Source organism: Thalassospira sp., assembly GCF_002709775.1.
GTDB lineage: Bacteria > Pseudomonadota > Alphaproteobacteria > Rhodospirillales > Thalassospiraceae > Thalassospira.
Genome location: NZ_PAQR01000002.1, coordinates 44,942 through 69,857, shown reverse-complemented (window position 1 = coordinate 69,857; position 24,916 = coordinate 44,942). Strand labels below are relative to the sequence as shown.

General features: G+C 55.9%; 22 protein-coding genes and 1 riboswitch. Of the genes, 14 read left to right on the top strand and 8 right to left on the bottom strand.

Features of this window, described 5'->3' with window-relative positions; genetic code table 11:
- Positions 1 to 14 precede the first annotated feature (14 nt).
- Entirely contained in the window at positions 15 to 1,037 is a 1,023-nt protein-coding gene (locus tag CMO10_RS00565; RefSeq protein WP_297018363.1) for a sirohydrochlorin chelatase, read from the bottom strand.
- Positions 1,038 to 1,468: 431 nt separating this feature from the next.
- Here CMO10_RS00565 and cbiB point away from each other — a divergent pair, with 431 nt between their 5' ends.
- Positions 1,469 to 2,512: an adenosylcobinamide-phosphate synthase CbiB gene (gene cbiB / locus CMO10_RS00560; protein ID WP_297018362.1), complete on the top strand. Its 1,044-nt coding sequence runs from the start codon at positions 1,469 to 1,471 to the stop codon at positions 2,510 to 2,512.
- Positions 2,509 to 3,144 (top strand): nucleotidyltransferase family protein, encoded by a 636-nt coding sequence (locus tag CMO10_RS00555; RefSeq protein ID WP_297018361.1) that lies wholly within the window; start codon positions 2,509 to 2,511, stop codon positions 3,142 to 3,144. Before cbiB ends, CMO10_RS00555 begins: the two co-directional genes overlap by 4 nt.
- On the opposite strand, the gene rfaE1 is transcribed toward CMO10_RS00555, so the two are convergent.
- Genes rfaE1 through CMO10_RS00540 form a run of 3 tightly spaced genes read right to left on the bottom strand, consistent with a single transcriptional unit; the run spans position 3,141 to position 6,239 of the window.
- Positions 3,141 to 4,613 (bottom strand): D-glycero-beta-D-manno-heptose-7-phosphate kinase, encoded by a 1,473-nt coding sequence (rfaE1, locus tag CMO10_RS00550; protein WP_297018360.1) that lies wholly within the window; start codon positions 4,611 to 4,613, stop codon positions 3,141 to 3,143. The two genes, CMO10_RS00555 and rfaE1, sit on opposite strands and share 4 nt — an antisense overlap.
- Positions 4,614 to 4,666: 53 nt before the next feature.
- The gene (locus CMO10_RS00545; protein WP_297018359.1) at positions 4,667 to 5,251 is read right to left on the bottom strand and encodes a D-sedoheptulose 7-phosphate isomerase; all 585 of its coding nucleotides are present in this window, start codon (positions 5,249 to 5,251) and stop codon (positions 4,667 to 4,669) included.
- 31 nt (positions 5,252 to 5,282) lie between these two features.
- The gene (locus tag CMO10_RS00540) at positions 5,283 to 6,239 is read right to left on the bottom strand and encodes a UDP-glucuronic acid decarboxylase family protein (RefSeq protein ID WP_297018358.1); all 957 of its coding nucleotides are present in this window, start codon (positions 6,237 to 6,239) and stop codon (positions 5,283 to 5,285) included.
- Between the two features lie 233 nt (positions 6,240 to 6,472).
- Between CMO10_RS00540 and CMO10_RS00535 the strand changes: the two genes are divergently transcribed.
- Positions 6,473 to 7,702, top strand: a complete 1,230-nt coding sequence (locus tag CMO10_RS00535; protein WP_297018357.1) for an EAL domain-containing protein — start codon at positions 6,473 to 6,475, stop codon at positions 7,700 to 7,702.
- A gap of 55 nt (positions 7,703 to 7,757) precedes the next feature.
- Here CMO10_RS00535 and cobT read toward each other — a convergent pair whose 3' ends face one another.
- A complete protein-coding gene (gene cobT, locus CMO10_RS00530; RefSeq protein WP_297018356.1) occupies positions 7,758 to 8,792 on the bottom strand; it encodes a nicotinate-nucleotide--dimethylbenzimidazole phosphoribosyltransferase in 1,035 nt (344 codons plus the stop codon).
- A 194-nt stretch (positions 8,793 to 8,986) separates the two neighbouring features.
- Between cobT and cobS the strand changes: the two genes are divergently transcribed.
- Both cobS and CMO10_RS00520 read left to right on the top strand, forming a co-directional pair.
- A complete protein-coding gene (cobS, locus tag CMO10_RS00525) occupies positions 8,987 to 9,799 on the top strand; it encodes an adenosylcobinamide-GDP ribazoletransferase (RefSeq protein WP_297018355.1) in 813 nt (270 codons plus the stop codon).
- A gap of 30 nt (positions 9,800 to 9,829) precedes the next feature.
- Entirely contained in the window at positions 9,830 to 10,504 is a 675-nt protein-coding gene (locus tag CMO10_RS00520) for a histidine phosphatase family protein (RefSeq protein WP_297018354.1), read from the top strand.
- On the opposite strand, the gene CMO10_RS00515 is transcribed toward CMO10_RS00520, so the two are convergent.
- Positions 10,444 to 11,118 (bottom strand): hypothetical protein, encoded by a 675-nt coding sequence (locus CMO10_RS00515; RefSeq protein WP_297018353.1) that lies wholly within the window; start codon positions 11,116 to 11,118, stop codon positions 10,444 to 10,446. The two genes, CMO10_RS00520 and CMO10_RS00515, sit on opposite strands and share 61 nt — an antisense overlap.
- Before the next feature lie 244 nt (positions 11,119 to 11,362).
- Positions 11,363 to 11,558: riboswitch (cobalamin riboswitch) on the top strand.
- Positions 11,559 to 11,616: 58 nt separating this feature from the next.
- On the opposite strand from CMO10_RS00515, the gene cobU reads away from it, so the two are divergent.
- The 9 genes from cobU to CMO10_RS00470 all read left to right on the top strand — a co-directional run bounded on the left by cobU (position 11,617) and on the right by CMO10_RS00470 (position 22,877).
- Positions 11,617 to 12,156, top strand: coding sequence for a bifunctional adenosylcobinamide kinase/adenosylcobinamide-phosphate guanylyltransferase (gene cobU, locus CMO10_RS00510; RefSeq protein WP_297018352.1), 540 nt, complete (start codon positions 11,617 to 11,619; stop codon positions 12,154 to 12,156).
- A 34-nt stretch (positions 12,157 to 12,190) separates the two neighbouring features.
- The gene (gene cobW, locus CMO10_RS00505) at positions 12,191 to 13,231 is read left to right on the top strand and encodes a cobalamin biosynthesis protein CobW (protein WP_297018351.1); all 1,041 of its coding nucleotides are present in this window, start codon (positions 12,191 to 12,193) and stop codon (positions 13,229 to 13,231) included.
- A 99-nt stretch (positions 13,232 to 13,330) separates the two neighbouring features.
- A complete protein-coding gene (gene cobN, locus CMO10_RS00500; RefSeq protein ID WP_297018350.1) occupies positions 13,331 to 17,095 on the top strand; it encodes a cobaltochelatase subunit CobN in 3,765 nt (1,254 codons plus the stop codon).
- Positions 17,096 to 17,281: 186 nt separating this feature from the next.
- On the top strand, positions 17,282 to 17,983 hold the full coding sequence (locus tag CMO10_RS00495) for a hypothetical protein (protein WP_297018349.1): 702 nt from the start codon (positions 17,282 to 17,284) through the stop codon (positions 17,981 to 17,983).
- A 128-nt stretch (positions 17,984 to 18,111) separates the two neighbouring features.
- A complete protein-coding gene (locus CMO10_RS00490) occupies positions 18,112 to 18,933 on the top strand; it encodes an endo alpha-1,4 polygalactosaminidase (protein ID WP_297018348.1) in 822 nt (273 codons plus the stop codon).
- Positions 18,934 to 18,986: 53 nt separating this feature from the next.
- Positions 18,987 to 19,613 (top strand): cob(I)yrinic acid a,c-diamide adenosyltransferase, encoded by a 627-nt coding sequence (gene cobO, locus CMO10_RS00485; RefSeq protein WP_044830083.1) that lies wholly within the window; start codon positions 18,987 to 18,989, stop codon positions 19,611 to 19,613.
- A 39-nt stretch (positions 19,614 to 19,652) separates the two neighbouring features.
- Positions 19,653 to 21,173: a cobyric acid synthase gene (locus CMO10_RS00480; RefSeq protein WP_297018347.1), complete on the top strand. Its 1,521-nt coding sequence runs from the start codon at positions 19,653 to 19,655 to the stop codon at positions 21,171 to 21,173.
- A 220-nt stretch (positions 21,174 to 21,393) separates the two neighbouring features.
- On the top strand, positions 21,394 to 22,068 hold the full coding sequence (locus CMO10_RS00475) for a glutathione S-transferase family protein (protein ID WP_297018346.1): 675 nt from the start codon (positions 21,394 to 21,396) through the stop codon (positions 22,066 to 22,068).
- Positions 22,065 to 22,877, top strand: coding sequence for a class I SAM-dependent methyltransferase (locus CMO10_RS00470; protein ID WP_044830086.1), 813 nt, complete (start codon positions 22,065 to 22,067; stop codon positions 22,875 to 22,877). Before CMO10_RS00475 ends, CMO10_RS00470 begins: the two co-directional genes overlap by 4 nt.
- A gap of 47 nt (positions 22,878 to 22,924) precedes the next feature.
- Here CMO10_RS00470 and CMO10_RS00465 read toward each other — a convergent pair whose 3' ends face one another.
- Together CMO10_RS00465 and CMO10_RS00460 are read right to left on the bottom strand one after the other, a co-directional pair.
- Positions 22,925 to 23,953, bottom strand: a complete 1,029-nt coding sequence (locus CMO10_RS00465) for a substrate-binding domain-containing protein (RefSeq protein ID WP_297018345.1) — start codon at positions 23,951 to 23,953, stop codon at positions 22,925 to 22,927.
- A gap of 107 nt (positions 23,954 to 24,060) precedes the next feature.
- Positions 24,061 to 24,876, bottom strand: coding sequence for a tetratricopeptide repeat protein (locus tag CMO10_RS00460; RefSeq protein WP_297018344.1), 816 nt, complete (start codon positions 24,874 to 24,876; stop codon positions 24,061 to 24,063).
- Positions 24,877 to 24,916 lie beyond the last annotated feature (40 nt).

The following is a 24,916-nucleotide window of genomic DNA, read 5'->3' as shown; positions in this document are numbered from 1 at the left end:
CAGGGATCGACCGGTCAGGAACCGGTCGGCTTTTTCGCATCGTCACGATCATGGGCGTGGCTGTGCCCGTGATCATGGCTGTGGCCATGGCTATGACCGTGATGATGATGTCCGTGGCCATGATGATGGTGGTGACCATGGTCATGGCTGTGCCCGTCGGTACCGATGCCCATCACATGATGGTGGTGGCCAACCTGCGGGGTGCCGACATCGCCTTCATAACCAATGATCTGCTCGCGGTATTTGCACAGCTGGCAGTTCATGTTGTTATCGCCGGTATCGATCTCGGCCAGGCGCTCGGCAAAGCTTTCAAGCACCATCGGGTGATCCTTGAGATAGCCCGCCTTGATGAATTCAACATCGCCAAATTCGGCTGCGACTTCATCGGTATGGGTATAGATGCGATCAATCAGGATGCCGGCAAACAGGAAGTACGGGAAGACGACAACGCGCTTGTAACCAAGCTTCATCGCTTCGCGCAGGCCCGCATTGACGCGCGGATGGGCAACGCCGGAATAGCTGATTTCGGTCCGGCCAAAGCCCATGCCTTCTTGTAGCATGCGCGCGACTTTATAGACGTTGGAATTGGCGTCCGGGTCGTTGGTGCCGCGCCCGACCACCATCAAAAGCGTGTCCTTGCGCTCGATGCTGTCATCAGCGTCGACAAGTGCTTCTTCGATGCGCTCTTTTGCTGCCATCAGAAGTTTGGGATCAATGGCAAGATCGCGGCCAAACAGGACTTCGATATCCGGGTTCTCATGGGCGAAATTGTTCACTTCGCTCGGCAGGTCGTTTTTAACGTGACCGGCAGCAAACAGCATACCCGGCAGGGCATAAATCTTTTTGTGACCCATGGCTTTGAGCTTTTCAAAGCCGTCACGCAGGATCGGGTGGGCAAATTCGAGAAAGCCGCTTTCGACATCGTAGTCGGCCAGGTGGGTTTGTTTCATCGTTTCAACCATGGCGTTGAACTGTGAAACCGCGCGTTCGTCGCGCGAACCGTGACCGCAAATCATTACTGCGCCTTTGGGGGACATAAAAGGCTGCTCCTTTGTCTCTCTCTGATGGTGTTCTTCGCACGACATTTTTGCCATGCGGTACCCGATGCCACCCCCGTTTTCACCGATTGGCTTGCGGAATGCAAGCGGCAGGTACGCCAAGATGATGCGCAAGGGGCACGGGCGATGAAAATACTACTTATTGTGGGCTGCTATCGGCCCGGTATCGAAGATGTTGTGGCGTGATGATCTGGCTTTCTGTTCTCTTGGCTGTTCTGTAATGGGGTCCCGTGGGGTGCCGGGCGATGGTTGATTGCCTTTACGTGGTTCAGGGCAGGCAGGATTTATCAAGACGATGTATGATAAATTAAAATTTTGTATGAAACGTTTCTAGCAAACCGAAAACCTGATGGCAAATTCCCTGATTCCATTGGGACTTATACCTACCCATCGTCATTGGCATTGACGCCTTGTCGATCACCGCGCACATTGCCGCCATGGAACCGAACTTCACCGATTTTCTGATCCCGGAGCCCGCGTTTTTCGGGCCGCTTTTCACAATGCTGGTGTTGGCACTGGTGTTGGATGCGGTGTTTGGTGATTTCCCATGGCTGTTTTCGCGGATCGGGCACCCGGTTGTCTGGGTTGGCAATCTGATTGCCTGGTTTGAAAAACGTCTGACCCGACCAGATCGCAGCAATGCCGACCGGTTGCTGCGCGGCACGATTACAAGCCTTGCGGTTATTGCTGTTGCTGCCGCCTTCGGTGGGGTGGTGCAATTTATCTCCGCATTTGGGGAAGTCTTCATGGTGTTTGAGGTGCTTCTGGTCGCGGTTCTGATCGCGCAGAAGGGCCTTTATCAGCATGTCAAAGCCGTATCGATCGCGCTTAAGAAAGATGGCATCGCCGGTGGCCGCAAGGCGGTTTCAATGATTGTCGGGCGCAATCCCGATACGCTGGACGAGGCCGGGGTTAGCCGGGCCGCCATTGAAAGCTGTGCGGAAAACTTTTCGGACGGCGTGGTGGCACCTCTGTTCTGGTATGTTATCGGCGGGCCGATTGGCATTTGTGCCTATAAGGCGATCAACACGCTTGATTCGATGATTGGTCACCGCAATGACCGCTATCTTTACTTCGGGCGTTTTGCCGCGCGCCTTGACGATGTGGTGAATTTTATCCCGGCCCGAATTGCTGGTGGTGTGATTTGCCTTGCCGCGTGGATCGGTGGCAAAACCAGTGGCAAAGCGGCGTGGGAAACCATGCTGCGCGATGCCAAAAAACATAAATCCCCCAATGCGGGTTGGCAGGAAGCCGCCTTTGCCGGCGCCCTTGAAATCGCCCTTGCAGGGCCGCGCCAATATGGCAGTGAAGTGGTGGCTGACCCCTATATCGGCGATGGTCGCCGCGATCTGACAGCGTTGGATATCGACCGGGCATTGAGGCTTTTCACAACCTCCTGTCTGATCAATGGCGCTTGGCCGATTGTTCTTAAAGTGATCTGGGTCTCGCTATGAGTGCCGGGCAACGCGCCAGTGACATTCCGCTTGGCCGCGAGTTCCATGACGGCATCCTGCAAAACCCCGTCAATCGTCTGATCCTTGACCGGTTTTCTGCGCTCGGGATCGAAGACTGGTGGTTAACCGCTGGCTGCCTTGCCCAGACGATCTGGAACATCAAGGCCAACCGTGCCCCGGAATCTGATATTGCCGATTATGATCTTTTTTATTTCGATCCCGATACGGAATGGCAAGCCGAAGACCGCGTGATCGCCCAAGGAGCTGAACTGTTTGCAGATATCGCGGCTTCGGTGGAAATCCGCAATCAGGCGCGTGTGCCGATCTGGTATCCGGAAAAGTTCGGTGTGCCATATGGCGCCGTGCGTGCGGCCAGCGACGGTATTGACCGCTTTGCCTATCAGACAAGTGCGATTGGCGTGCGCAAGGATGCAAACACGGACGGCATTGATGCCTATCGCATCTATGCGCCGTTCGGTCTTTCGGCCGTGATGGAAGGTCGGGTTGTCCCGAACACGGTTCTGCCGGTCAAAAAGGTTTATGAAGCCAAGGTGACCCGTTGGCAGAAAATCTGGCCGGATCTGATCATCGAGCCTTGGCCTAATGACGATGATTTGGGGTCGGACGCTTAATCCTTGCCCTTGTTCATCCGTGCGATGGTCGATGTGGTCGAAAAGCCATCTTCAAGGTTGGCCAGAACCACTTTGCCGCCATAGGCTTGAACGATTTCAGCACCGACAACCTTGTCGATGGTGTAATCGGCACCTTTGACCAGAATGTCAGGCTTGATGGCCGAGATCAGCTCAATCGGCGTGTCCTCGCCAAAGATCACCACACCACTGACTGTTTCAAGGGACCCCAGAACGGCGGCACGTGCGGCCTCGGACTGAACCGGGCGGGCTTCGCCCTTCAGGCGTTTGACCGACGCATCGGAATTCAGACCGACAATCAGGCGATCACAGTTTGCCCGCGCCTGTTTCAGCAGGCTGAGATGGCCCGGATGCAACAGATCAAAGCAGCCATTGGTAAAGCCGACTGTGTATCCCTTGCGCCGCCAGCGTTCTGCGCGATCGACCATACGATCAAGCGGCATAAGTTTGGCTTCACCGATCATCAGATCATGATGATGCAGGGTGGAAATCAGCTCGTCGGGATAGACAACAGCAGTGCCGATCTTGCCAACCACGATACCGGCGGCAACATTGGCAATGCGCGCGGCATCGGCAAGGCTTGATCCGGCTGCAACCGCCGACGCAAGGCAGGCAACGACCGTATCGCCAGCACCCGACACATCAAAGACTTCGCGCGCTTCGGTTGGCAGGTGAAGCGCCTCGCCATCCTTGGTGACAAGCGTCATGCCATCCTGACTACGGGTAAGCAGGACATTCTCGATGCCGCATTCGGTAATGATTTTGGTCGCGGCTGCAACCGCATCTTCATCGCTAATGACGGCAATGCCGGTTGCTGCTTCGGCTTCTGCGCGGTTGGGCGTTACCACCGTTGCTCCGCGATAGATGCTGTAATCATTGCCTTTGGGGTCGACGATAACCGGCTTTCCTGCCGCGCGCGCAGCTTCAATTGCCGCGGCGACAACATCGGCATGCAACACGCCCTTGCCATAGTCTGAAAGAACAATCGCCGCAACATCCGGGGCCAACTGACCAGCCAGGGTCGAGATGTTGCTGATAGTGGCCGGAGCAATGTCATTTGTGGTTTCGTTGTCAGATCGCAACAATTGCTGTCCGCCAGCGATATAGCGGGTCTTGATTGTCGTCGGGCGGTTGCGTTCCGTCTGGATATAGGGCTCAACACCGTTGTCGCCTGCGACATATTCCATGACTTCGCGACCGGGCAGATCATCCCCCACCAGCGACAGGAACTGCACCGACGCACCAAGGGCAGTCGCATTGCGCGTGACGTTCCCCGCCCCACCCAGCATCGCACTTTCGCGTTCCACCCGAATGACGGGAATGGGTGCTTCGGGCGAAATACGGGTGACCGACCCGTAGACAAACCGATCCAGCATGACATCGCCAATACAAAGGACTTTGGCATCGGTCAGTTGTTCAACCTGTTGGGCCAGATGGCTAAGATCGGTCATGGTCGCAATTCTTTGTTTTGTCAGAGTATTCAGGCGTTTTGGTTGGTCGCCGGTTATTTCTTCGTCAGGCCAAGCGTGTGTTCAAGCGCACCGACCAGCATCTGGCCAATCTGGATATGCATTTCTTGGATGCGGGCGGTGGTGTTGCTCGGAACGATCATCAGCGGGTCACACAGATCCACCATGTCGCCACCGGTCTTGCCGGTCCAGCCGGTTGCAATCAGCCCCATTTCCTTGGCCTTGGCCAGTCCAAGATTGACGTTCTTGCTGTTGCCCGACGTCGAAATGCCAATCGCGACATCATCCGGGTTACCTAGGGCTTCGATCTGGCGTGAAAACAGGTGATCAAACCCGAAATCATTGCCGATCGCTGTCAGGGCGGAGCTATCGGTGGTCAGCGCAATCGCCGGCAGCGCGCGACGATCATTGATATAGCGAACCGTGAATTCGGTGGCGATATGCTGGGCGTCGGCAGCAGAACCGCCATTGCCGAAGAACAGCAGTTTGTTGCCGTCATTCAGCGCATCGGTGCAAATCTCGACCAGTTCAATAAAGGCATCACGCGTGTCTTCGCGGGTCTTGTTGACCAGATCAAGATGCTCGTCAAACTCGGCGTCGAAAAAGGCTTTGATATCCATGGGTAATTCAGGTCCTGTTCGCTAAGTCGTCTCAGCCGTGTTTCGCAATCAGATCGCGGAAATATTCGATGGTAGATCCAAGGCCCGCTTCAAGTTTCACGGTCGGTTCCCAGCCATCAAGGGTATTGCGCGCAAAGGTAATATCTGGTTTGCGCTGCAACGGATCATCTGCCGGAAGATCCTTGAAGATCAGCTTGGATTTGGCGCCGGTCATTTCGATCACCCGTTCGGCAAGTTCTCGAATGGTAATTTCATGCGGGTTGCCAAGGTTCATCGGGCCGGTAACAGTTTTGTTCGTTGCCATCAGCCTTACAAACCCCTCAATCAGATCGGTGTAGAAGCAGAAGGATCGGGTCTGCTGGCCATCGCCATAAATGGTGATGTCTTCGCCATGCAGTGCCTGAATGATGAAGTTAGAAACCACACGGCCATCCTGCGGATGCATGCGCGGGCCATAGGTGTTGAAGATACGGGCGACCTTGATATCAAGGCCATGCTGACGGTGATAATCAAAGAACAGCGTTTCTGCGCAGCGCTTACCTTCATCGTAGCAGGCGCGCGGGCCGATCGGATTGACGTTGCCGCGGTAATCTTCAGTCTGCGGATGGACTTCCGGATCGCCATAAACTTCGCTGGTCGAAGCCTGGAAAATCTTGGCGCCCACGCGTTTGGCAAGGCCCAGCATGTTGATCGCGCCATGCACGCTGGTCTTTGTTGTTTGGACCGGATCGTGCTGGTAATGTATCGGCGATGCCGGGCAGGCAAGGTTATAAATCTCGTCCACTTCCAGATAGAGCGGAAAGGTGACATCGTGGCGCATCAGCTCGAAATGCGGTTTGTCGAGCAGATGGACAATGTTGTCTTTGGTGCCGGTAAAGAAATTATCGACGCACAGAACGTCATTGCCTTCTTCAAGCAGGCGTTCACACAAATGAGAACCAAGGAACCCTGCGCCACCCGTTACCAAAACGCGTTTGCGTCGCCACATATCGTCTTCAACCTTATCGCTCTGATATCAAAACGGCCTGAAACTAGCAGCTTGGTTGGTGGAAAGCTACGACTTATCGTTTCGTCGACATGTCTGAAATTGCCCGATATTCCCGTTTGGTTTCAACTTGTATGAATGCTAAATACATAACCTGTTAATGGACGGGCGTTATCGTGGTTTGGGCAGATTAGCGGCTGTGATTCCGTCAAAACAATCTTCTGGTTATTGCATTCATGTCTGATAGCTCACTTCCATCGCCCGAAGCCTTCCTCGTTGACTATGTGCGACGCCTTGAGCGGCGCAAGGACGGCGTTGGTGCAATCCATGTGCATTTTTCCAAATTGTTGCCCTTTAACCGCCGTGATCACCACATCCGGACAGCCATTACCGCGTTTGAGGAAATCGTCCCCGAAGTCACCGGGCGTATCTTCACCCTGTCCAACCAGGATCTGATTTTCATCTTTGATGCAGCAGAGATGGACGAGGTCAATGCCGTCATCTTCCGGCTGAAATTCCTGTTTAATGATGATCCGCTGATCAGTGATGGCAAGGATGAAAGCGGCGCGCCTGCCACCTTCACCGACTATTACGACGTCGGTCAGCAATATAAGGAATTCCTGCATCTGACCCAGATGCTGGTCCGGGCCAATGCCAATCGCCCGAAAATAGTCAGCAAGGCGGCCGAACGTCACAATGACCATCCGGAACTGAGCGACGATCGCGCACCGCTGACTCCGAAAATCTTGGGACGAATTGATGAGTCGCTCCGCCGTGCCGATTTGTCCAACCTGATGCGGCGTCAGGCGATCTGTGCCGTGGTGGGTGACGCGCACCCGACGCCGGTTTTCCATGAATTGTTTATTTCTATCAAGGATTTGCAGGATACCCTGCTGCCTGATGTCAATGTGCTGTCAAACCGCTGGCTGTTTCAGCATCTGACCGAAATTCTTGATCGCCGGATGCTCTCGCTTCTGACGCGATCAAATGACGCATCGGTAACGGGTTCGGTCAGTATCAATCTGAATGTTTCGACCCTGCTGTCACCCGATTTCCTGACCTTTGACAGTAACGTCAAGGCCGGTCAACGTGGCACAATCGTGCTTGAGCTGCAAAAGATCGATATCTTTGCCGATCTTGGCGCGTTCTTCTTTGCCCGTGATTTCTGCCGTGATCGCGGTTATCGCATCTGTATTGATGGCATCAGCCACCTGTCCCTGCCCTATATCAACCGCAACAAACTTGGCGTTGATATGATCAAGATGCTGTGGGATCCGGAAATGGAAAACATGGATGACGAACATCGAGAAACGATGCGCGCGGCCGTGGCTGAATCCGGTGATACCCGCGTTATTCTGTGCCGCTGTGATGATGAACGTGCGATCAAGTTCGGTCATTCGATCAACATCACCATGTTCCAGGGCCGCCATGTCGAGCAGCTTATGAACGAGCGGACAAAAAAATAGCGCCGGATACCCGGCGCTATTGGGCGTTTGATCAATCAAGTCGGGCGATCAGGCATCAACCGTCGTCCTTGCCATCGATCCCGGCTTTCTCAAAGGTCGCCATACCGGTGTGGCATTCCGCAGCAGCACGCAAAAGCGGGATGGCAAGTGCTGCCCCAGACCCTTCGCCAAGGCGCATGCCGAAATTGATCAGCGCTTCCTTGCCGAGCTTTTCAATCAACCTTGCATGGCCGGGTTCTGCCGACACATGCCCGACCAGACAATGATCAAGGGCATCCGGGCGCATCGCGGCCAGAACAGCTGCCGCAGCGCAGGAAACATACCCATCAAGCAAGACCGGAACCCGTGAAAAACGTGCGGCAATGATCGCACCGGCCATGGCGGCAATTTCACGCCCGCCGACACAGCGCAAAACATCAAGGCCGTCATGCATCTGGTTTTTATGCAGGATGATGGCATCGCCCACCACGCGCGTCTTGCGGCTCAGGGTCGTGTCATCAATTCCGGTGCCGCGCCCGGTCCAGTCTGCGGCGTCTCCGCCATAAAGCGCGTGCGAAATTGCCGCCGCCGAGGTGGTGTTGCCGATACCCATTTCGCCAGGCACAAACAGATCCAGCCCCTTTTCAATCGCGCTCATGCCAAAGGCCATCGCCTCGGCACAGCCTTCATCATCCATCGCAGGCTCATTGGCAAAATCGTTGGTCGGAATTTCAAGCGCGACTTCCATGACACGCAGTTCCGCATCGACCGATTTGCAAATCTGGTTGATCGCAGCCCCGCCATTTATGAAGTTTTCGACCATCTGCTGGTTCACACTGGCCGGGAAGGCCGAAACGCCTTGCGCCACGACACCGTGACTACCGGCAAAAACCGTGACACGCGGCCGCGACATACGCGGGCGTGATGTGGCCTGCCAACCCGCGAGCCACAGGCTGAAATCCTCAAGCCGTCCAAGCGACCCTGCAGGCTTGGTCAATGTCGGCTCGCGTTCACGAACAGCGGCTTGCGCTTCCTGATCGACATCGGGAAGTTCGGCGAGAAGGGCGCGAATTTCCTCAAGATTTTGCGGCGGGTGTTTCGGATTGAACATGTGGGTCTCCGGCTGGCGGCATCGGTGCTTGATGTGTTCCGCTTGGCTTCCGCGATGGTAAGGATTAGGCTCGGAAACCAATTTATTAAAGCGGTTCAGGAAGTCAGCCCAAACTAGGCCCGGGCGCAACAGATTGCCAGTTTGAAAATCGGAAATTTATGGTGTCCAAAGATCATAACCAAAACGAAACAAATATGCAAAGCGCAGATTCATCGGGCCAATCCACCCACGACACCGGGGCAGATGTACCAATTACGGTTTCGCCGATTTCCGACTTCTGGCGTGCTTCGGCGTTGCTAAGCCGTGTTCCGGTTCGGGGGATTGATGATTTCCGCGCCGAGCTGATCGCACGGTCGGTCTGGTCCTGGCCGCTGGTCGGGCTTTTGTTGGCCGGGTTTGCCCTGCTGCCCGCCATGCTGGTCTATACCCTGACGGCCAATACACTGATTTTTGCGATTGTAGCTTTGGCTGGCATGGTTTTGTTGACCGGCTCAATGCATGAAGATGGCATGGCTGATTGTGCCGATGGATTTGGTGGCGGGTTTGAACGCGCGCGGAAACTTGAAATCATGCGCGACAGCCATATCGGCACTTACGGCGTTGTTGCCCTGATCCTGTGTTTTGGCCTGCGGCTGATCCTGCTGTCTGCGGCGGGTGATGCCGGGCAGGCAGCCATTCTGTTTCTGGTTATGGCAATCGTATCGCGCGCAGCCATGCCGGTTGTGATGCATGTCCTGCCCCCGGCACGCGCTGATGGTTTGAGCCAGGGGGCTGGCAGACCAAATCTGATGATGGTGGGGCTTGGCGTTAGCCTAGCCGCGATTCTTGCGCTTGTTTTATCGGGGGTCTTGGCGACGCTGGCCATTCTGCTTAGTGGGATTTTGGCGGTTGGTCTTGTCGCTCTCGTGGCGAAATGGCAGATCGGTGGTCAGACGGGCGATGTCCTGGGCGCGACCCAGATTATGACCGAACTGTTTATCGGCATCGCCTTTATCGCCATTCTTTGATCAGCCAGCACAGCAATTAAAAGGAAAGCCGTGAGTACTTTGAAAACAACCCGCTGGTGGCTGGTGCGTCACGCCCCGGTCGAAAATCCCAGACGGCTGGTCTATGGCCAAAGTGATATGCCAGCCGACCTTTCCGATCAAAAGGCGCTTGCAGCGTTAGCACGTCAACTGCCGAAAGATGCAGCATGGGTAACAAGCCACCTGTCGCGTACACATGCAACAGCCCGCAGTCTTCAGGGCTTTATGGATAAGGACATATCGCCACAGGCAGAAAGCGGTTTTGCCGAGCAACATTTCGGTGATTGGGAATTACAGAACTGGAACGATTTGCCCAAGGGCGAAACAACCCGGTTCTGGACGGATTTTGCCCGTCAACAACCGCCAAATGGTGAAAGCTTTGCTGATGTGGTTGCGCGCGTCGGTCCTGTCTTTGGGCGTCTCAGCGCGGATTGGGCCGGACGCGATATTGTTGCGGTCGTTCACGGCGGCACGGTGCGGGCGATGCTCGCCAATGCGTTGGGCTTGTCACTTGAAACCGCACTGGCGTTTCATATCGACACCCTTGGCCTGACCACGCTTGAATATATCGACGGGGTCGAGGAGCCGGGCTGGCGCGTGACCGGGGTCAATCAGCGCTTTTTTGGTCAGGCTGAAGCCAGTTCGATGTCGGACGCCATATCATCAAGCGCATGTTCCGCCAGATAGCGGTCGACCATATCCGGGCTCAGATCATATTTTTCGCAGATGTCGAAAACATCGCGCAGATAGGCCTGATAATAGGGTACCGGACGGCTGCGCGATTTGCCGCGCAGCTTGGCAACATTGGGAAAATCACCAGCAAAGGATGCGTTTTCAATCACCTGAATGACGGTGTCATCAATGATTGCGGCCGGCATCCCGCAATAAGTCTTGCCACAGGCGGACAACATTTTGCTCGCGGTCGGAACCGAAATACCAGGCTGGGAAAGAAGTTCGTTCAACTCTTCCTGACCAAAATCCGAAATCGACATCAGGGTCACAAGGGTCGGCATATCGCGGACAAGCAGCGACAGTGCGTTCACCCGAATGCCACGTTCATGGGACCAGATGATGGTCGCGATCACGCCTTTTCCCGCATCCTTGGCAAAGATTTCACGTACATCGCGCCGTGCCAGCGTAATCTCGCCTTCGGTCGCGTATTGTTCGAGAAATTCCTGAAAGGATTGATCCGGGCTGTTCAGACGGCCCAGCAACCCCAGCCACATGTCCTTGCGAGACGACGTGGTCCAGGTTGGCGCGTTCAACTGTCGGATTTTGGTTAGATGAGAACGAATAGCCATTGGTCTTGAAAAATCCAGATTACCCCAAGTAGTTTCGGCCAAGCGTGTTCCTTGGCCAGCCGGGAGATGTCTTTAACCCCGGGTTTCACCAGATCGCGGATTTTTCCGTCTCTGACTCCAGTTCAACAATATGATGTTGGCTGAAATGGTATGACCTCTCAAGAAGACAATTCTTACAAATACTGACCTTCCGATTAGGGTGCGTGCACAACGAAGGGTTAAGTACCCAGAATGACCTTTGGCATTTTTGGCAAACCTGATAGGTTCGCCGCACCGTTCGGTGATGGGAAATCGGTGCAAGGCCGATGCTGCCCCCGCAACTGTATCGGGTTGGGAGATCCGGGTCGGCGCTATGGTGCCAGACCAGCCACCGGGCAACCGGGAAGGCGGATCGCTTTCATGCCCGCAGCCAGGAAACCTGCCGAAGGTGTCACTATTCTTTAGATGGTGGCGACGCAATCGGGCCTCGGTGGGAGGCCATGGCGAGGAAGAAACGGGATGACCCAGAATTTACCCCCCACAGCCCCCCTTGGCGCGACGCATCTTATCCTTGGTGGGGCACGATCCGGCAAAAGCCGGTTTGCTGAAAACATCATCAATCAGGCAGGCGGCGGAACCTATATCGCAACCGGGCGGGCCTGGGATGATGAAATGGCTAACCGCATTGATCTTCACAAACAATCGCGCGGCGACCTTTGGCAGACTCTTGAAGAGCCGCTTGAACTTTGTTCGGCCTTGCAGACCTGTAATGTCGCGGACGGCAAGCCGGTTCTGGTCGATTGTCTGACCTTGTGGCTGACCAATCTGATGCTCGAAGATCGCGACATTGATAACGAAATCAGGGCCCTTTGTGATCTGGTACCAACGCTTGTCGTGTCGGTCCTTTTTGTTTCGAACGAGGTCGGTTTTGGCATCGTGCCGGAAAATGCAATGGCACGTGCCTTTCGCGATCATGCCGGGCGCCTTCATCAACGTATCGCGGAACGGGTAGACAAGGTCACTCTGGTGGTCGCCGGCATTCCGATGCAGGTCAAATAGTAACATAAAGAATTGATTTTTAAGGATTTTACAAATGGCACAATTGGGCAAGATCCCGGCAACCGTCATTACCGGTTTTCTGGGCGCTGGCAAAACAACCATGATCCGCAACATGCTGGAAAATGCTGATGGCAAACGCATTGCGCTGATCATTAATGAATTTGGCGATCTCGGTGTCGATCGCGGCATCATCAATGGCTGCGGAATCGAAGGTTGCGCGGAGGATGATGTGGTTGAACTGGCCAATGGCTGCATCTGCTGCACGGTGGCCGATGACTTCCTGCCAACCATCCAAAGCCTGATTGATCGTGAAACGCCGCCAGATCATATCGTTATCGAAACTTCTGGTCTTGCCCTGCCAAAGCCACTGGTAAAGGCGTTTAACTGGCCGGAAGTCCGATCGCGCGTGACGGTTGATGGTGTGGTGGCTGTTCTGGATGGTGCAGCGCTTCGTGATGGCCTTTTTGCCCATGATCATCATGCGGTGCAGGCCCAGCGCGAAGCTGATGACAATCTTGATCATGAAAGCCCGCTTGAAGAATTGTTCGAAGAGCAGCTTCACTGTGCCGATATGGTGGTTCTGAACAAGACGGACCTTCTGACGGATGCAGAACGCAGCAAGGTCGAGGCCGACATCCGGGCAGAGCTGAAAAAGCCGTCGGTCAAGATCATCGCGACCGCTCATTCACGGGTGGAGAATGCCATCCTGCTGGGGCTTGGTGCGGCGGCTGAAGACGATCTTGATAGCCGTCCGAGCCATCATGACGATGGTCATGAACATGATCATGATGATTTCGACAGCTTTGTTGTCTTGCTTGATGCGATCAGTGATCCGGCAAGCCTTGAAAAGCGTCTGATTGATGTTGTGCGCCAGTTTGACGTTCTGCGGATCAAGGGCTTCCTTGATGTGCCGGGCAAACCGATGCGCCATGTGGTTCAGGGTGTTGGTGAACGTTTCCAGCGCTATTTCGATCGCCCGTGGGCGGACGGGGAAACCCGCCGCTCGGAACTGGTGGTAATTGGTCTGCATGGCCTGGATCGCGATGCGATCGAAGCCGCCATCAAGGCCGCCTGATCCCATTTGATCTAGTGAAACCTACCCTGACCGGATGCAAACAGCCATCCGGTCAGGGCACCCTTTTCGACATACCGACGCAAGGATACGGATCGCGCGATGCATCTTTTGGCAGCCCAGCCCGGAATGGTCACGGACGGCAGTGAGGCCGTCGACCTCGGACAGCAACCCGGCGATGTGGTGATCCTGTCAGCCGCGGAGTCTGAACTGGCCTGTCTTGCCGGGGCGCAGGGGCGTTTGTTCGAGGCATTCGGGGACGCGACCCCTTCCTTGCGTTTGGCAAGTTTGCTGCAGCTTGGCCACAACATGTCGGTCGATCTCTATATCGACGATGTGCTCTCTGATGCCAAATTCATCATCGTGCGCATCTTGGGTGGGCGCGGCTATTGGGATTACGGCATCGAACAACTGGTCGCCCTTGCGCGTGCCAAGGACATCCCGCTGGTCCTGCTGCCCGGTGATGATCAACCCGATGCGGAGCTTTTATCGCTTTCGACCGTCAAGGGGCGTGAATATCAGAATATCTGGCGCTACCTGATCGAAGGCGGACCACAAAATTCCGAGAATTTACTTCGTCTTATATACGAAAACCTAAATTCAAACGTGAACTGGAACTGGTCGCCCGCCGCCCCGCTGGTCAAGGCCGGGGGATATTGGCCGGGAAAGGCGCAAGCCGGTCTTGATGAAATCCGCGCGAATTGGTTTGAAAATCAACCAGTTACACCGATCATCTTCTATCGCTCTTTGGTGCAGGCCGCCAATCTGGATGTTATTGACGCGCTGGTTGAGGAACTTGGTGCCAATGGCATGAATCCATTGCCGATTTTCGTCGCCAGCCTCAAGGATCCGGTGGCAGCAGCATTGGTCGAGGATTGGCTGGCCGAAACCAGCGCGGATTTGATCCTTAATACCACCGGCTTTGCGATATCTGTTCCGGGAGTGGAACGAAAAGGCGGGCCGTTCGACGCGGTGGACGCCCCGGTTTTTCAGGTGGTGCTATCGGGCGGTGGCGGGGAAGCTTGGCGTGACGGCGTCAATGGTCTGGCCGCGCGCGATATCGCGATGAATGTCGCCCTGCCCGAGGTCGATGGTCGTATCCTTGCGCGTGCCGTGTCGTTCAAGGGATCGGCTGGCAAGGACGAGCTCACCCAGATCGATCTGGTGAAATACATCCCGGTGCGTGATCGCGTGGCCTTTACCGCCGAACTTGCTGCCAACTGGGTACGCTTGCGCAGAACTGATACAGCTTCGCGCAAGGTTGCGATGGTTATGGCGAACTATCCCAACAAGGATGCCCGTCTGGGCAACGGCGTCGGGCTTGATACACCGGCCGGCATGATCGAAACCCTTCGTGCCATGCAGGGCGAAGGGTATGCGCTTGATGATCTGCCAGCCGATGGCGATGCCCTGATTGCGGCGATCAAGGCCGGGCCAACCAATGATTTCAAATCGCTTGCGACCCGCGATATTCGTGTGACCCTATCGCGCACGGACTATCAAACGGCGTTTGATGCCCTGCCGCAATCTATCCGCGATCAGGTGTTAGAGGCTTGGGGTGACCCAAAGAACGATCCGTTCTATCTCGCCGATCAGGATGCCTTTGCCCTTTCGATCTTGCCGCTTGGCAATGTGGTGGTCGGCTTGCAGCCCGCGCGCGGCTATAACATCGATCCGCTTGAAAGTTACCACTCGCCCGATCTGGTGCCGCCGCACAACTATTTCGCGTTTTATATCTGGCTGCGACATGTGTTTGGCGTCGATGCGATCATTCATTTTGGCAAGCATGGCAATATGGAATGGTTGCCGGGCAAATCACTGGCACTTTCCGAGGAATGCTTCCCTGAGGCCGTCTTTGGCCCGACCCCGCATTTTTATCCCTTTATCGTCAATGATCCGGGCGAAGGCACACAGGCCAAGCGCCGCGCACAGGCAGTCATCCTTGATCACCTGACTCCGCCTTTAACGCGGGCGGAAAGTTACGGGCCGCTCAAGGATCTCGAAGCGCTGGTTGATGAATATTATGACGCCGCTGCAGTTGATCCGCGCCGCCTTGTGATCCTCAAACGTGACATCCTTGAACTGGCGATCCGCATCGGGCTTGACCGTGATTGCGGGATTGAGGCCGGCGAAGACGAAGAAAGTGCGCTTGCCAAGCTTGATAACTATCTGTGCGAGCTCAAGGAACTTCAGATCCGCGATGGCCTGCATATCTATGGCAAGGCCCCTGAAGGTGATCTTCTGACCGATCTGCTGGTTGCCCTCGCTCGTCTGCCGCGCGGGTCGGACACCGGCCCCAAGGCATCCCTGCATCGCGCAATTGCCAAGGACATCCTTGATGATCCGGCCTTTGACCCGCTTGATTGCGCCTTTGCCGAATTCTGGCCGGGGACCAAGCCCGACGTGCTGGCAGCCTATGATGCGGGTGATATTGGTCCATGGCGCACCACCGGCGATACCGTGGAACGGATCGAGCTTCTGGCACGCGATCTGATCAAGGGCGCGGTGAAGGCTGATCCGGCATGGTTTGCTGTATGTGACGTTATTTCTGATATCGAAACAAATATTCGCCCCTCTGTGACCGGCTGTGGCCCGGCGGAGATCGAGGGCCTTTTGCGGGGTCTTGCTGGCAAGTTTGTTGAACCCGGCCCATCTGGTGCTCCGACCCGTGGGCGCCCGGATGTATTGCCGACCGGGCGCAATTTCTATTCGGTCGATACCCGCACCGTGCCAACCCCGGCGGCCTGGCAGTTGGGCTGGAAATCGGCCGAGTTGTTGCTGGAACGCCATGTGCAGGACCATGGCGAATGGCCAACTGCGCTTGGCCTGTCGGTCTGGGGGACCAGCAACATGCGCACGGGCGGAGATGACATCGCGCAGGCACTTGCCCTGATGGGGGTGCGCCCGACTTGGGATAGCGCATCGCGCCGGGTAACCGGTTTTGAAATCATGCCGGCATCGGTACTGGGTCGGCCGCGTGTGGACGTGACCCTGCGCATTTCCGGCTTCTTCCGCGATGCCTTTCCGGGCCTGATTGATCTGTTCGACAGTGCCGTGCGTGCGGTGGCCGATCAAGCCGATGAACCGGCTGATACCAATCCGATTGCCGTGCGTGTGAAGGCCGAGGCCGAAAAACTCCGCAGCCAAGGTGTCGCGGATGATCAGGCTGCCCGACAGGCCGGTTTCCGCGTGTTTGGCTCAAAGCCCGGTGCTTATGGTGCCGGTCTGCAGGCGATGATTGATGAAAAGCTTTGGGAAGATGAAGACGATCTTGCCGATGCCTACCTTGCCTGGGGCAGCTACGCCTATGGCAACGGGGCAGAGGGCACGGCGGCACGCGATCTGTTTGAAACCCGGCTTTCGAAGGTCGACGCAATCGTCCATAATCAGGACAACCGCGAACATGATCTTCTGGACTCGGATGATTATTATCAGTTCGAAGGTGGAATGACATCGGCTGTACGCAATCTATCAGGCAAGCAGCCGACAGTTTACCACAGTGACCATTCCCGCCCGGAAAGCCCGAAAATCCGCACGCTGGAAGAAGAAATCGCCCGTGTTGTGCGCGCACGCGTGGTTAATCCCAAATGGATCAAGGGCGTGATGCGCCACGGCTATAAGGGCGCATTCGAGATGGCAGCAACAGTTGATTATCTGTTTGCCTTTGCCGCGACGGCGCGTTGCGTTGCCGATCATCACTTCGATCTGGTCTATGACGCCTATCTTGGCGATGCCGAGGTGCGCGATTTTATTGCCGATCACAATGCGGATGCGTTGCGCGATATCAAGGATCGGCTGCGTGAGGCGATTGAACGCGGGCTCTGGCAGCCGCGGCGCAACAGTGTTTCCGCCGATCTGGGAAGCTAACGGGTCAACTGCTGCTTGTTATTGGAATCACGGGAATTTTACCGTCGGAACAAACCGGGCAGTTGAAACGTTACGTTTTCGCACCATATCTCAATTAACCAACTGTTAATAAGTTGTGAGGGACGGGGCACCCCTATCGGATCGCCTGCACGGGAAGCAGGTTGATTGAACAGATCGGAGGCCGCGATGGATATCAAGACCAACGTTCGTTTGCCTGATTATCTGCAAACTCCAATGCCTGCCCATGACAGGCATGCAGATATCATCAACTTCCTGCTTTCTGATTTTGACATGCCCGGCTGGCTGCGCGCCGACTTGCACGGCAATGGCCGCTATCGCCCTGCCCGTGGGGCCATTCGCGCGGTTCTTGAGGTCCGCGAGCGTTTCAACGGCGTGCATCGCCCGGTAACGTTCGATGAATTTCATGCAGGCATGACGGAACTTGCCCACCATCTTCCCGGTCCGGATCAAACCAAATTTGAAATCAATGCCAAGGTGAAGATCTACTGGCGCTACCTGCAAGGGGTCGAACGTCAGGTCTGGCGTACTGCCATTGCCGTAGCCCACCTGCGCCTTGATCATTTCCCGGTGGTGCGGGATTTCAAAACCCTGATCGAACAGGTCGCGATCAGCCGTGACTGGCTGGAAAAACGCCTTGAGGTGGTTGAGAAAAGCTTCCAGAGCCCGGCAACCCCGCGCAACGACGCGGTTCGCAAGGCGCTGCATCGATTGCGCCGCATGTCGCCGGGGGATCGCCTGCAGCTGTTTAACAAGGCCCGGATGCGCCGCCCGGAACTGCGCAATATCGACATGCGCGAACCCGATAAATGGGCCGATCTGGTGACCGGCGATCTTGGATTGACCACCGGCGAAAGTGCCAGCTGGTAACTGCGTCCCGGCCCAACCGATTTCAAAAGCGCGATCTTACGGGTCGCGCTTTTTGTTTGCGGGATTGTCTTGGCCGATGCAGGCGGGCAAAATCGATCTGCAACGTTTCATGGCAGGTGGCGTATCGCGTGAAGAACTTGATTTCAAAATCCTTTTTGCTCCCGGCAGTGATGGTTGCCGGTCTGCTGGCGAATGGTTCATTGGCGCAGGCTGATGACGCCTTGCACTGGACATCTGTGCCAAACGGCCGGTTTCACTGGCAGCTTCAGGGAACGCTTGATGTCGATGACGTCATCCGCGTGGTCGGTGCTGATCTGTTCGATACGTCGGCTGATCAGGTCGCAGCCTGGCGCGCGGCCGGGCTTTATCCGATTTGCTATATTAATATTGGCGCGGTTGAGGACTGGCGGGGTGACGCCAACGACTTCCCGCAAGACGTGATTGGCAGCCCTTATTGGGGGTGGGATGGCGAAAACTGGCTTGATATCAGCCGGTTCGAACGGTTTGCCGATGTGATCACGGCCCGTCTTGATCTGTGCCGGGACAAGGGATTTTTGGCCGTTGAGCCCGATAACATTGATGCCTTTGAAGCGGATCAAAGCAGCAAACCAACCGGTTTTGACATCACACGTAGTGATCAGCTGCGCTATGTGAACTGGTTGATCAAAGAGGCCCATACGCGCGGCCTTGCCATCGGGCAGAAAAATGCTGCCGACCTTGTGCCGGATCTTGTCGATCAGATGGATTTTGCCCTGCTGGAATCGGCCCACCGTCTTGGTTTCATGGGTGAATTTGATCCCTATGTCGCGCAGGGGAAGCCGGTTTTTGCTGTCGAATATATCGATGAAGGGGCCGATGCAGCGGCCTTTTGTCCGGCGGCGGATGTCCACGGATTTCAGGGCGTGATTGCACGCACGGAGCTTGATCACGCACCGCAAAACTGCCCTTGATCCCGGAGGTGCTTTCGCCGCATTCTGGGGCGGCATTTCAAAGGGAAGAAACAATGACTGACAAAAGCCAGCCAGACGTCGATGTCAACGCGCGCCATGATGAAAAAATGAAGAAAATCAAGGCCGCGCGCGACAAGATGATGGCCCAGAAGATCGATAAAAAGGGCCTGATCATTGTCCATACCGGCAAAGGCAAGGGCAAGTCATCCTCGGCCTTTGGCATGGCGATGCGCTGTGTCGGCCATGACATGAAAGTCGGCGTTGTTCAGTTCATCAAGGGCGGTTGGGAAACCGGAGAGGCCAAGCTTCTGAAAAAATTCCCCGATCTTTGTGAATTCCACGCCATGGGGGCGGGCTTTACCTGGGAAACCCAGAATCGCGCGCAGGATGTCGCGCTGGCGCGTGAAGCCTGGAACAAGGCGTTGGAAATGCTGCGTGATCCGAGCTACTCGATGGTCATCCTTGATGAGATCAATATCGTCCTGCGCTATGATTTCCTACCGCTCGAGGATGTGCTCGAAGCACTGGCCAACAAACTCCCCGATCAGCATATCGTGCTTACCGGCCGCAATGCCCCGGATACCCTGATTGAGGCCGCCGATCTGGTCACGGAAATGACCATGGTCAAACACCCGTTCCGCGAACAGGGCATCAAGGCACAGATCGGCGTCGAGTTCTGATCAGACTTCGATCTTTTACAGGAAAGTTTTGAAACCGGAATGAGTGCGCAATCTGTTCCCGCCCTGATGTTGCAAGGTACCGGTTCCGATGTCGGGAAATCCTTGCTGGTGGCCGGATTGTGCCGGGCCTATGCCCGCCGGGGTCTACGGGTACGACCATTCAAACCGCAAAACATGTCGAACAATGCCGCCGTCACCGATGATGGCGGCGAGATTGGTCGTGCGCAGGCGCTTCAGGCGCGTGCGGCGGGGGTTGCGACGACGGTTCATATGAACCCGGTCCTGCTCAAACCGCAAAGCGATATCGGTGCGCAGGTGGTCGTGCAGGGTAAGGTCCTGACCAGCGCCAAGGCACGCGATTATTACCGGTTGAAACGCGATCTTCTGCCCAAAGCGATCGAAAGCTTCGAGATCATGGCATCGGATGCCGATCTTGTCCTGATCGAAGGGGCCGGCTCACCGGCCGAGGTCAATCTGCGGGCATCCGACATTGCCAATATGGGCTTTGCCGAGGCGGTGGGTGTTCCGGTCATTCTGGTGGGTGACATTGATCGCGGCGGGGTGATTGCCTCGATAGTTGGGACGCATGCGTTATTGTCCGAGGATGATCGCCGTTGGCTTAAGGGCTATGTGATCAACAAGTTTCGCGGCGATGTTTCCCTGTTTGAGCCGGCGACTGGCATCATTGCTGAAACCTGCGGCCTTGAAAGTTACGGTATCGCAACATACTGGCTGAATGCCCATAAACTCCCCGCCGAAGATGGTGTGGCGCTTGAGAAGGCCGGGAAATATCACCGCGAAACCGGGGAAGAGGCGGGCGCAGTTCTGCGCATTGCCGTGCCGCATCTGCCGCGCATTGCCAATTTTGATGACCTTGATCCGCTGGCGGCCGAGGATGATGTCGAACTGCTGGTGATCAAACCGGGGCAAGTAATCCCGGGTGATTGCGATCTGGTGCTGTTGCCGGGTTCAAAATCGACCATGGCCGACCTTCGGTTCCTGAAAGAACAAGGCTGGAATATCGATATCCTCGCCCATCACCGGCGTGGCGGGCATGTGATTGGTATTTGCGGCGGCTATCAGATGCTGGGCCGTATGGTCCATGATCCCAATGGCGTCGAAGGTGCCGCCGGCAGCGAGGCCGGGCTTGGCTTGCTTGATATTGAAACGGTGATGGCTGGCGACAAGACGCTGCGCAAGACGCGTGGTCTGACCATCGGCGATGATGCCGGGCTTGCTGCCGGGACACCTGTCGATGGCTATGAAATCCATATGGGTCAAACAGATGGACCGGATCGGGCGCGCAGCTGGCTTGATCTGAATGGTGTTTCTGATGGCGCGATCAGCAGTGACGGCCGGGTTCTGGGCTGTTATCTGCATGGTTTGTTTGGCAGCGATGATTTCCGCCATGCCTTTCTGGGGCGGTTACGCTCGGGTGATGCCCATCAGACGACGCATTTCGAGGCTGGCATTGACGCTGCCCTTGATGAACTGGCCGATCATCTGGAAGCCTGCCTTGATCTGGATGGTATGCTGGAACTGGCAAAAAGCCGCGCCTGACAGGCCGGGTTTAAGCTTTCTGTCAGTCATGACCGGTACGTATGGCAAAATTGCACTTCCCGGCGCTTGAAGCTCTTTACTTCGCACGCGTTGCATGGTTTGAGATATCTTGCAGTTCCGGGTTGGAAACGAACCGGGTTATTTGCGGTTTTGGGAATGTTTGCGACCCCGGGAAGGGTCTTTGTAAAACGTTCATCCTTGGTCGGGTATCTTCACGTTCATGCGTCAGTTATATCATTTTTGGCTCTCACCTTTTTCGCGCAAAGTCCGTCTGGTCCTGGCCGAGAAGAAGCTCGATTTCGAACTCACGGCCGAACCGGTCTGGGAGCGGCGTGACGATTTCCTGCTGCTTAATCCGGCGGGTGAGGTCCCTGTTCTTGTCGAAGAAGACGGCGCGGTGTTTTGTGACTCCACCGTCATTTGCGAGTATCTCGACGAGGTCTATGAGGACGAGCCGAAACTGTTCGGATCGGATGCCAAGCAGCGTGCCGAAATCCGCCGCCTTGTCGCGTGGTTTGACGGTAAATTCAATCGCGAGGTCACCGACCATTTACTCGGTGAGAAGCTTCTCAAACGCTTCTTTTCAACCGGCACGCCCGATACCAAGGTCCTGCGCGCCGGGCGCACCAATGCGGCCTATCACATGGACTATATCGGCTGGCTGTTTGAACGCCGCAATTGGCTGGCCGGTGATCACCTGACCATGGCCGATCTGGCGGCTGCCGCACAGGTATCCGTGATCGACTATATGGGCGATATCAACTGGTCCAAACATCCCCGCGCCAAGGACTGGTACATGCGGATCAAAAGCCGCCCCGCGATGCGCGATATTCTCGCAGACCGACAGGCCAGCTTCCCGCCATCCAGCCATTATGCGGAACTGGATTTTGAATGACGAATTCATCCATATCTGATGAATTCTACCCTGCCGGAGGCCTCAATACGGCCAGTTACGATCTTCGCGCTGATCTTGATCGTAAGATTTTCGAAGATCCCATTCCCTTCTATTCCCGTCTCGCAGAAAGCCTCGCACACGAGAACGGTGTGCTTGAACTGGGCTGCGGCACCGGGCGGATCAGTGCCGCGATTGCCAGGCTCGGTATCGCGGTCGAGGGGCTTGATCTATCGCCTGCGATGCTGGATCAGGCGCGTGCCAATTACCCCGATCTGACATGGCATCTTGGCAATATGTGCGACTTCGATCTGGGACGTCAATTTGATCTGGTCATCATCCCGTTTCGCGGGCTTCAGGAAGTCACCGATGCAACCGATCAGCGACGTGCCCTTGAGCGCGCCTTTGCCCATCTGAAACCGGGCGGGGCAATTGCGCTTGATCTGATGGATCCCGATTTGCGCTATTGCTTGCCCGAAGGCGATCCGGACCCGCTGGAGCTTCCCGTCTTTCCAATGCCTGATGGTGTCGGTAAGCCGGGCAGTCGCCTTCGTATCACGGCGATGGAACGCACCAATGATCCCCTGACCCAGAAGTTCAGCGAACATTGGCGCTTTGAAGAAATCAATGATCTGGATGAAGTGATTAAGCGCGAGGATTGCTGGCATCATCTGCGCTGGGTTCATCGCAGTGAAATGCGCCTTATGTTGGAGTTGTCCGGTTTCGTTTCGATAACGGAATTTTCGGATTTTCAGGGCAATCCGCCGAAATATGCCAGCAATCAGGTCTGGATGGCAAAACGGCCGGACTGATGCCCGGCCGCTATTATCAGGTATATTGGCTTTGATCGGTTTGGCGATCAGTTTCCGGCAAACTTCTCGGCACTGGTCATGGTTTCCGCACGTTCGTCACTGGTTAGCGGCACCAGACCGTTATCAGCAAGCAAGCCTTCTTCGCCAATCACTGCTTCGGAGACATAGGTCGAGATGAACTCGCCCAGGCTCTGGACCAGCTGCTGGTGGTCATCCTTGACGTAAAGATAAAGCGCGCGCGATGCCGGATAGCTGCCATCAAGGATGGTTTCGTAATCCGGCTCGATGCCGTTGATCGGAACGCCCTGCAGGCGCTCGCGGTTGCGATCCAGATTGTTAAAGCCCATCACGCCATATGAGGTCGGGTCTTTTTCAAGCTTGCTGATGACAAGGCGGTCATTTTCACCAGCCTCGATATAGGCGCCATCTTCGCGCAGCGTACGGCACAGCAGGCGGAAGCTGTCAGGGTCGGATGCCTCAAGGCTTGCGATATCGGAAAATGTCGCGCAGCCCTGATCAAGCAAAAGCTGACCCATAAGATCGCGTGTGCCAGATGTCGGCGGCGGGCCATAAACGCGGATTTTAAGATCCGGCAGGCTCGGGTCGATATCGGACCATTTTTCATGCGGGTTCGGAACGCTTGCGCCATTAACTGGGACTGTGCGCGCTAGCGCCAGATAAAGCTGGCGGGCGGTAAGTTCCATGGCCGGCGCTTCGCGTGAGCCCAGCATGACAATGCCGTCATAGCCGATCTTGATTTCGCTGATATCGCGGACAGAGTTGGCCGCACAAATCGCGGTTTCCGACCCTGTAATCGGGCGCGATGCATCAACAATATCGGGGAACTGTTCGCCAATGCCGCCACAAAACAGCTTGAAGCCGCCGCCAGATCCGGTGCTTTCAACCACCGGGGCTGGCGCGCCGGTTGTCTTGGCGAAATGCTCGGCGACCTTGGTGGTCAGCGGAAAGATCGTCGAGGATCCGACAATCCTGATCTGATCGCGGGCTTCTGCAGCCGGTGCCGCCAGAAGTGCGATTGATGCGGCAAGGGTAGCCAAGGCAAGCGTGCGACGCATTTCGTCCCCCAAAAAACTTTCCGGTGATGGACCGGCAAATGGTTCTACCGGTCATATACAAGGAAATCGATCACCGTGAACCTGTTTTCTGAACTGACGGAGAACCGTCAGTCCGATCCGGTGCGAACATCCATCTTCTCTATATTCGCTTTTGCCGCATCGGCAACAGGGGTTCCGTTTGAAAGTTCTATGACAGTTAGCCAATCACGCCGCGCCAGATCCTTGTCACCAGCAATCTGATGAAGTTTGCCGCGCTCAAAAAGTGCCTGCACATTCTGAGGTTCTCGGCCCAGAACATATTCGATATCGGTCATTGCCAAATCGTAACTTTCAAGCAGGCGCCACGCCGATGCCCGGTAAATCAGGGCTTCGCTATGATCGGGCTGAAGATCAAGGGCGGCGTTCAGGTCATCAATCGCCTCCCAATACTGCCCGGCAAGACCAAGCGCCATGGCACGATCGACCCAAAGCTGCGGGTTGTTGGGCACCAGCTCAAGCGCGCGGCTTTGATCGCGCCAAGCAAATTCAAGGTTATCGGCCATCATCCAGGCCTGCCCGGCCTGCGCCAGCATACCGGCAACCACACCCGGTCCGGCCGTACTGTCCTTGGCCAGCGCATCAAGGCGTGTCGCGGCCTCTTCATATTTGCCAAGCGATATCAGGGCGACAGCAACGCAATGGCGGGCCGGTTCCCCGCCGCCCAGATCACGCCAGGCAATCGCACTTTCAAACCCGTCTTCGGGTTTAAGCTGGGCAAGCTTGATGCAGTCGCGATATTGCTGGCTTTCTTCCTGTGTCATGCCGCCGTTGCTTTCGGTCTGGGCACGGGCATCGGGCATGGTTGCGCCGATGCCAACCACCCCCGCCAGACACAGCAAGCCTGTGGCGCGCGCGCGTAGCGAGGTACCGGAAAGTGGTGACATGAAAAAAGCTCCGTCTTTGGCAAAAATTTCTTGCAGCCAC

What these genes read in the sequence shown, in the direction of transcription:
- CMO10_RS00565 (WP_297018363.1), bottom strand. Translation starts at nt 1,037, where the DNA reads ATGTCCCCCAAAGGCGCAGTAATGATTTGCGGTCACGGTTCGCGCGAC.
- CMO10_RS00555 (WP_297018361.1), top strand. Translation starts at nt 2,509, where the DNA reads ATGAGTGCCGGGCAACGCGCCAGTGACATTCCGCTTGGCCGCGAGTTC.
- rfaE1 (WP_297018360.1), bottom strand. Translation starts at nt 4,613, where the DNA reads ATGACCGATCTTAGCCATCTGGCCCAACAGGTTGAACAACTGACCGAT.
- CMO10_RS00545 (WP_297018359.1), bottom strand. Translation starts at nt 5,251, where the DNA reads ATGGATATCAAAGCCTTTTTCGACGCCGAGTTTGACGAGCATCTTGAT.
- CMO10_RS00540 (WP_297018358.1), bottom strand. Translation starts at nt 6,239, where the DNA reads ATGTGGCGACGCAAACGCGTTTTGGTAACGGGTGGCGCAGGGTTCCTT.
- CMO10_RS00535 (WP_297018357.1), top strand. Translation starts at nt 6,473, where the DNA reads ATGTCTGATAGCTCACTTCCATCGCCCGAAGCCTTCCTCGTTGACTAT.
- cobT (WP_297018356.1), bottom strand. Translation starts at nt 8,792, where the DNA reads ATGTTCAATCCGAAACACCCGCCGCAAAATCTTGAGGAAATTCGCGCC.
- cobS (WP_297018355.1), top strand. Translation starts at nt 8,987, where the DNA reads ATGCAAAGCGCAGATTCATCGGGCCAATCCACCCACGACACCGGGGCA.
- CMO10_RS00515 (WP_297018353.1), bottom strand. Translation starts at nt 11,118, where the DNA reads ATGGCTATTCGTTCTCATCTAACCAAAATCCGACAGTTGAACGCGCCA.
- cobU (WP_297018352.1), top strand. Translation starts at nt 11,617, where the DNA reads ATGACCCAGAATTTACCCCCCACAGCCCCCCTTGGCGCGACGCATCTT.
- cobW (WP_297018351.1), top strand. Translation starts at nt 12,191, where the DNA reads ATGGCACAATTGGGCAAGATCCCGGCAACCGTCATTACCGGTTTTCTG.
- cobN (WP_297018350.1), top strand. Translation starts at nt 13,331, where the DNA reads ATGCATCTTTTGGCAGCCCAGCCCGGAATGGTCACGGACGGCAGTGAG.
- CMO10_RS00495 (WP_297018349.1), top strand. Translation starts at nt 17,282, where the DNA reads ATGGATATCAAGACCAACGTTCGTTTGCCTGATTATCTGCAAACTCCA.
- cobO (WP_044830083.1), top strand. Translation starts at nt 18,987, where the DNA reads ATGACTGACAAAAGCCAGCCAGACGTCGATGTCAACGCGCGCCATGAT.
- CMO10_RS00480 (WP_297018347.1), top strand. Translation starts at nt 19,653, where the DNA reads ATGAGTGCGCAATCTGTTCCCGCCCTGATGTTGCAAGGTACCGGTTCC.
- CMO10_RS00475 (WP_297018346.1), top strand. Translation starts at nt 21,394, where the DNA reads ATGCGTCAGTTATATCATTTTTGGCTCTCACCTTTTTCGCGCAAAGTC.
- CMO10_RS00470 (WP_044830086.1), top strand. Translation starts at nt 22,065, where the DNA reads ATGACGAATTCATCCATATCTGATGAATTCTACCCTGCCGGAGGCCTC.
- CMO10_RS00465 (WP_297018345.1), bottom strand. Translation starts at nt 23,953, where the DNA reads ATGCGTCGCACGCTTGCCTTGGCTACCCTTGCCGCATCAATCGCACTT.
- CMO10_RS00460 (WP_297018344.1), bottom strand. Translation starts at nt 24,876, where the DNA reads ATGTCACCACTTTCCGGTACCTCGCTACGCGCGCGCGCCACAGGCTTG.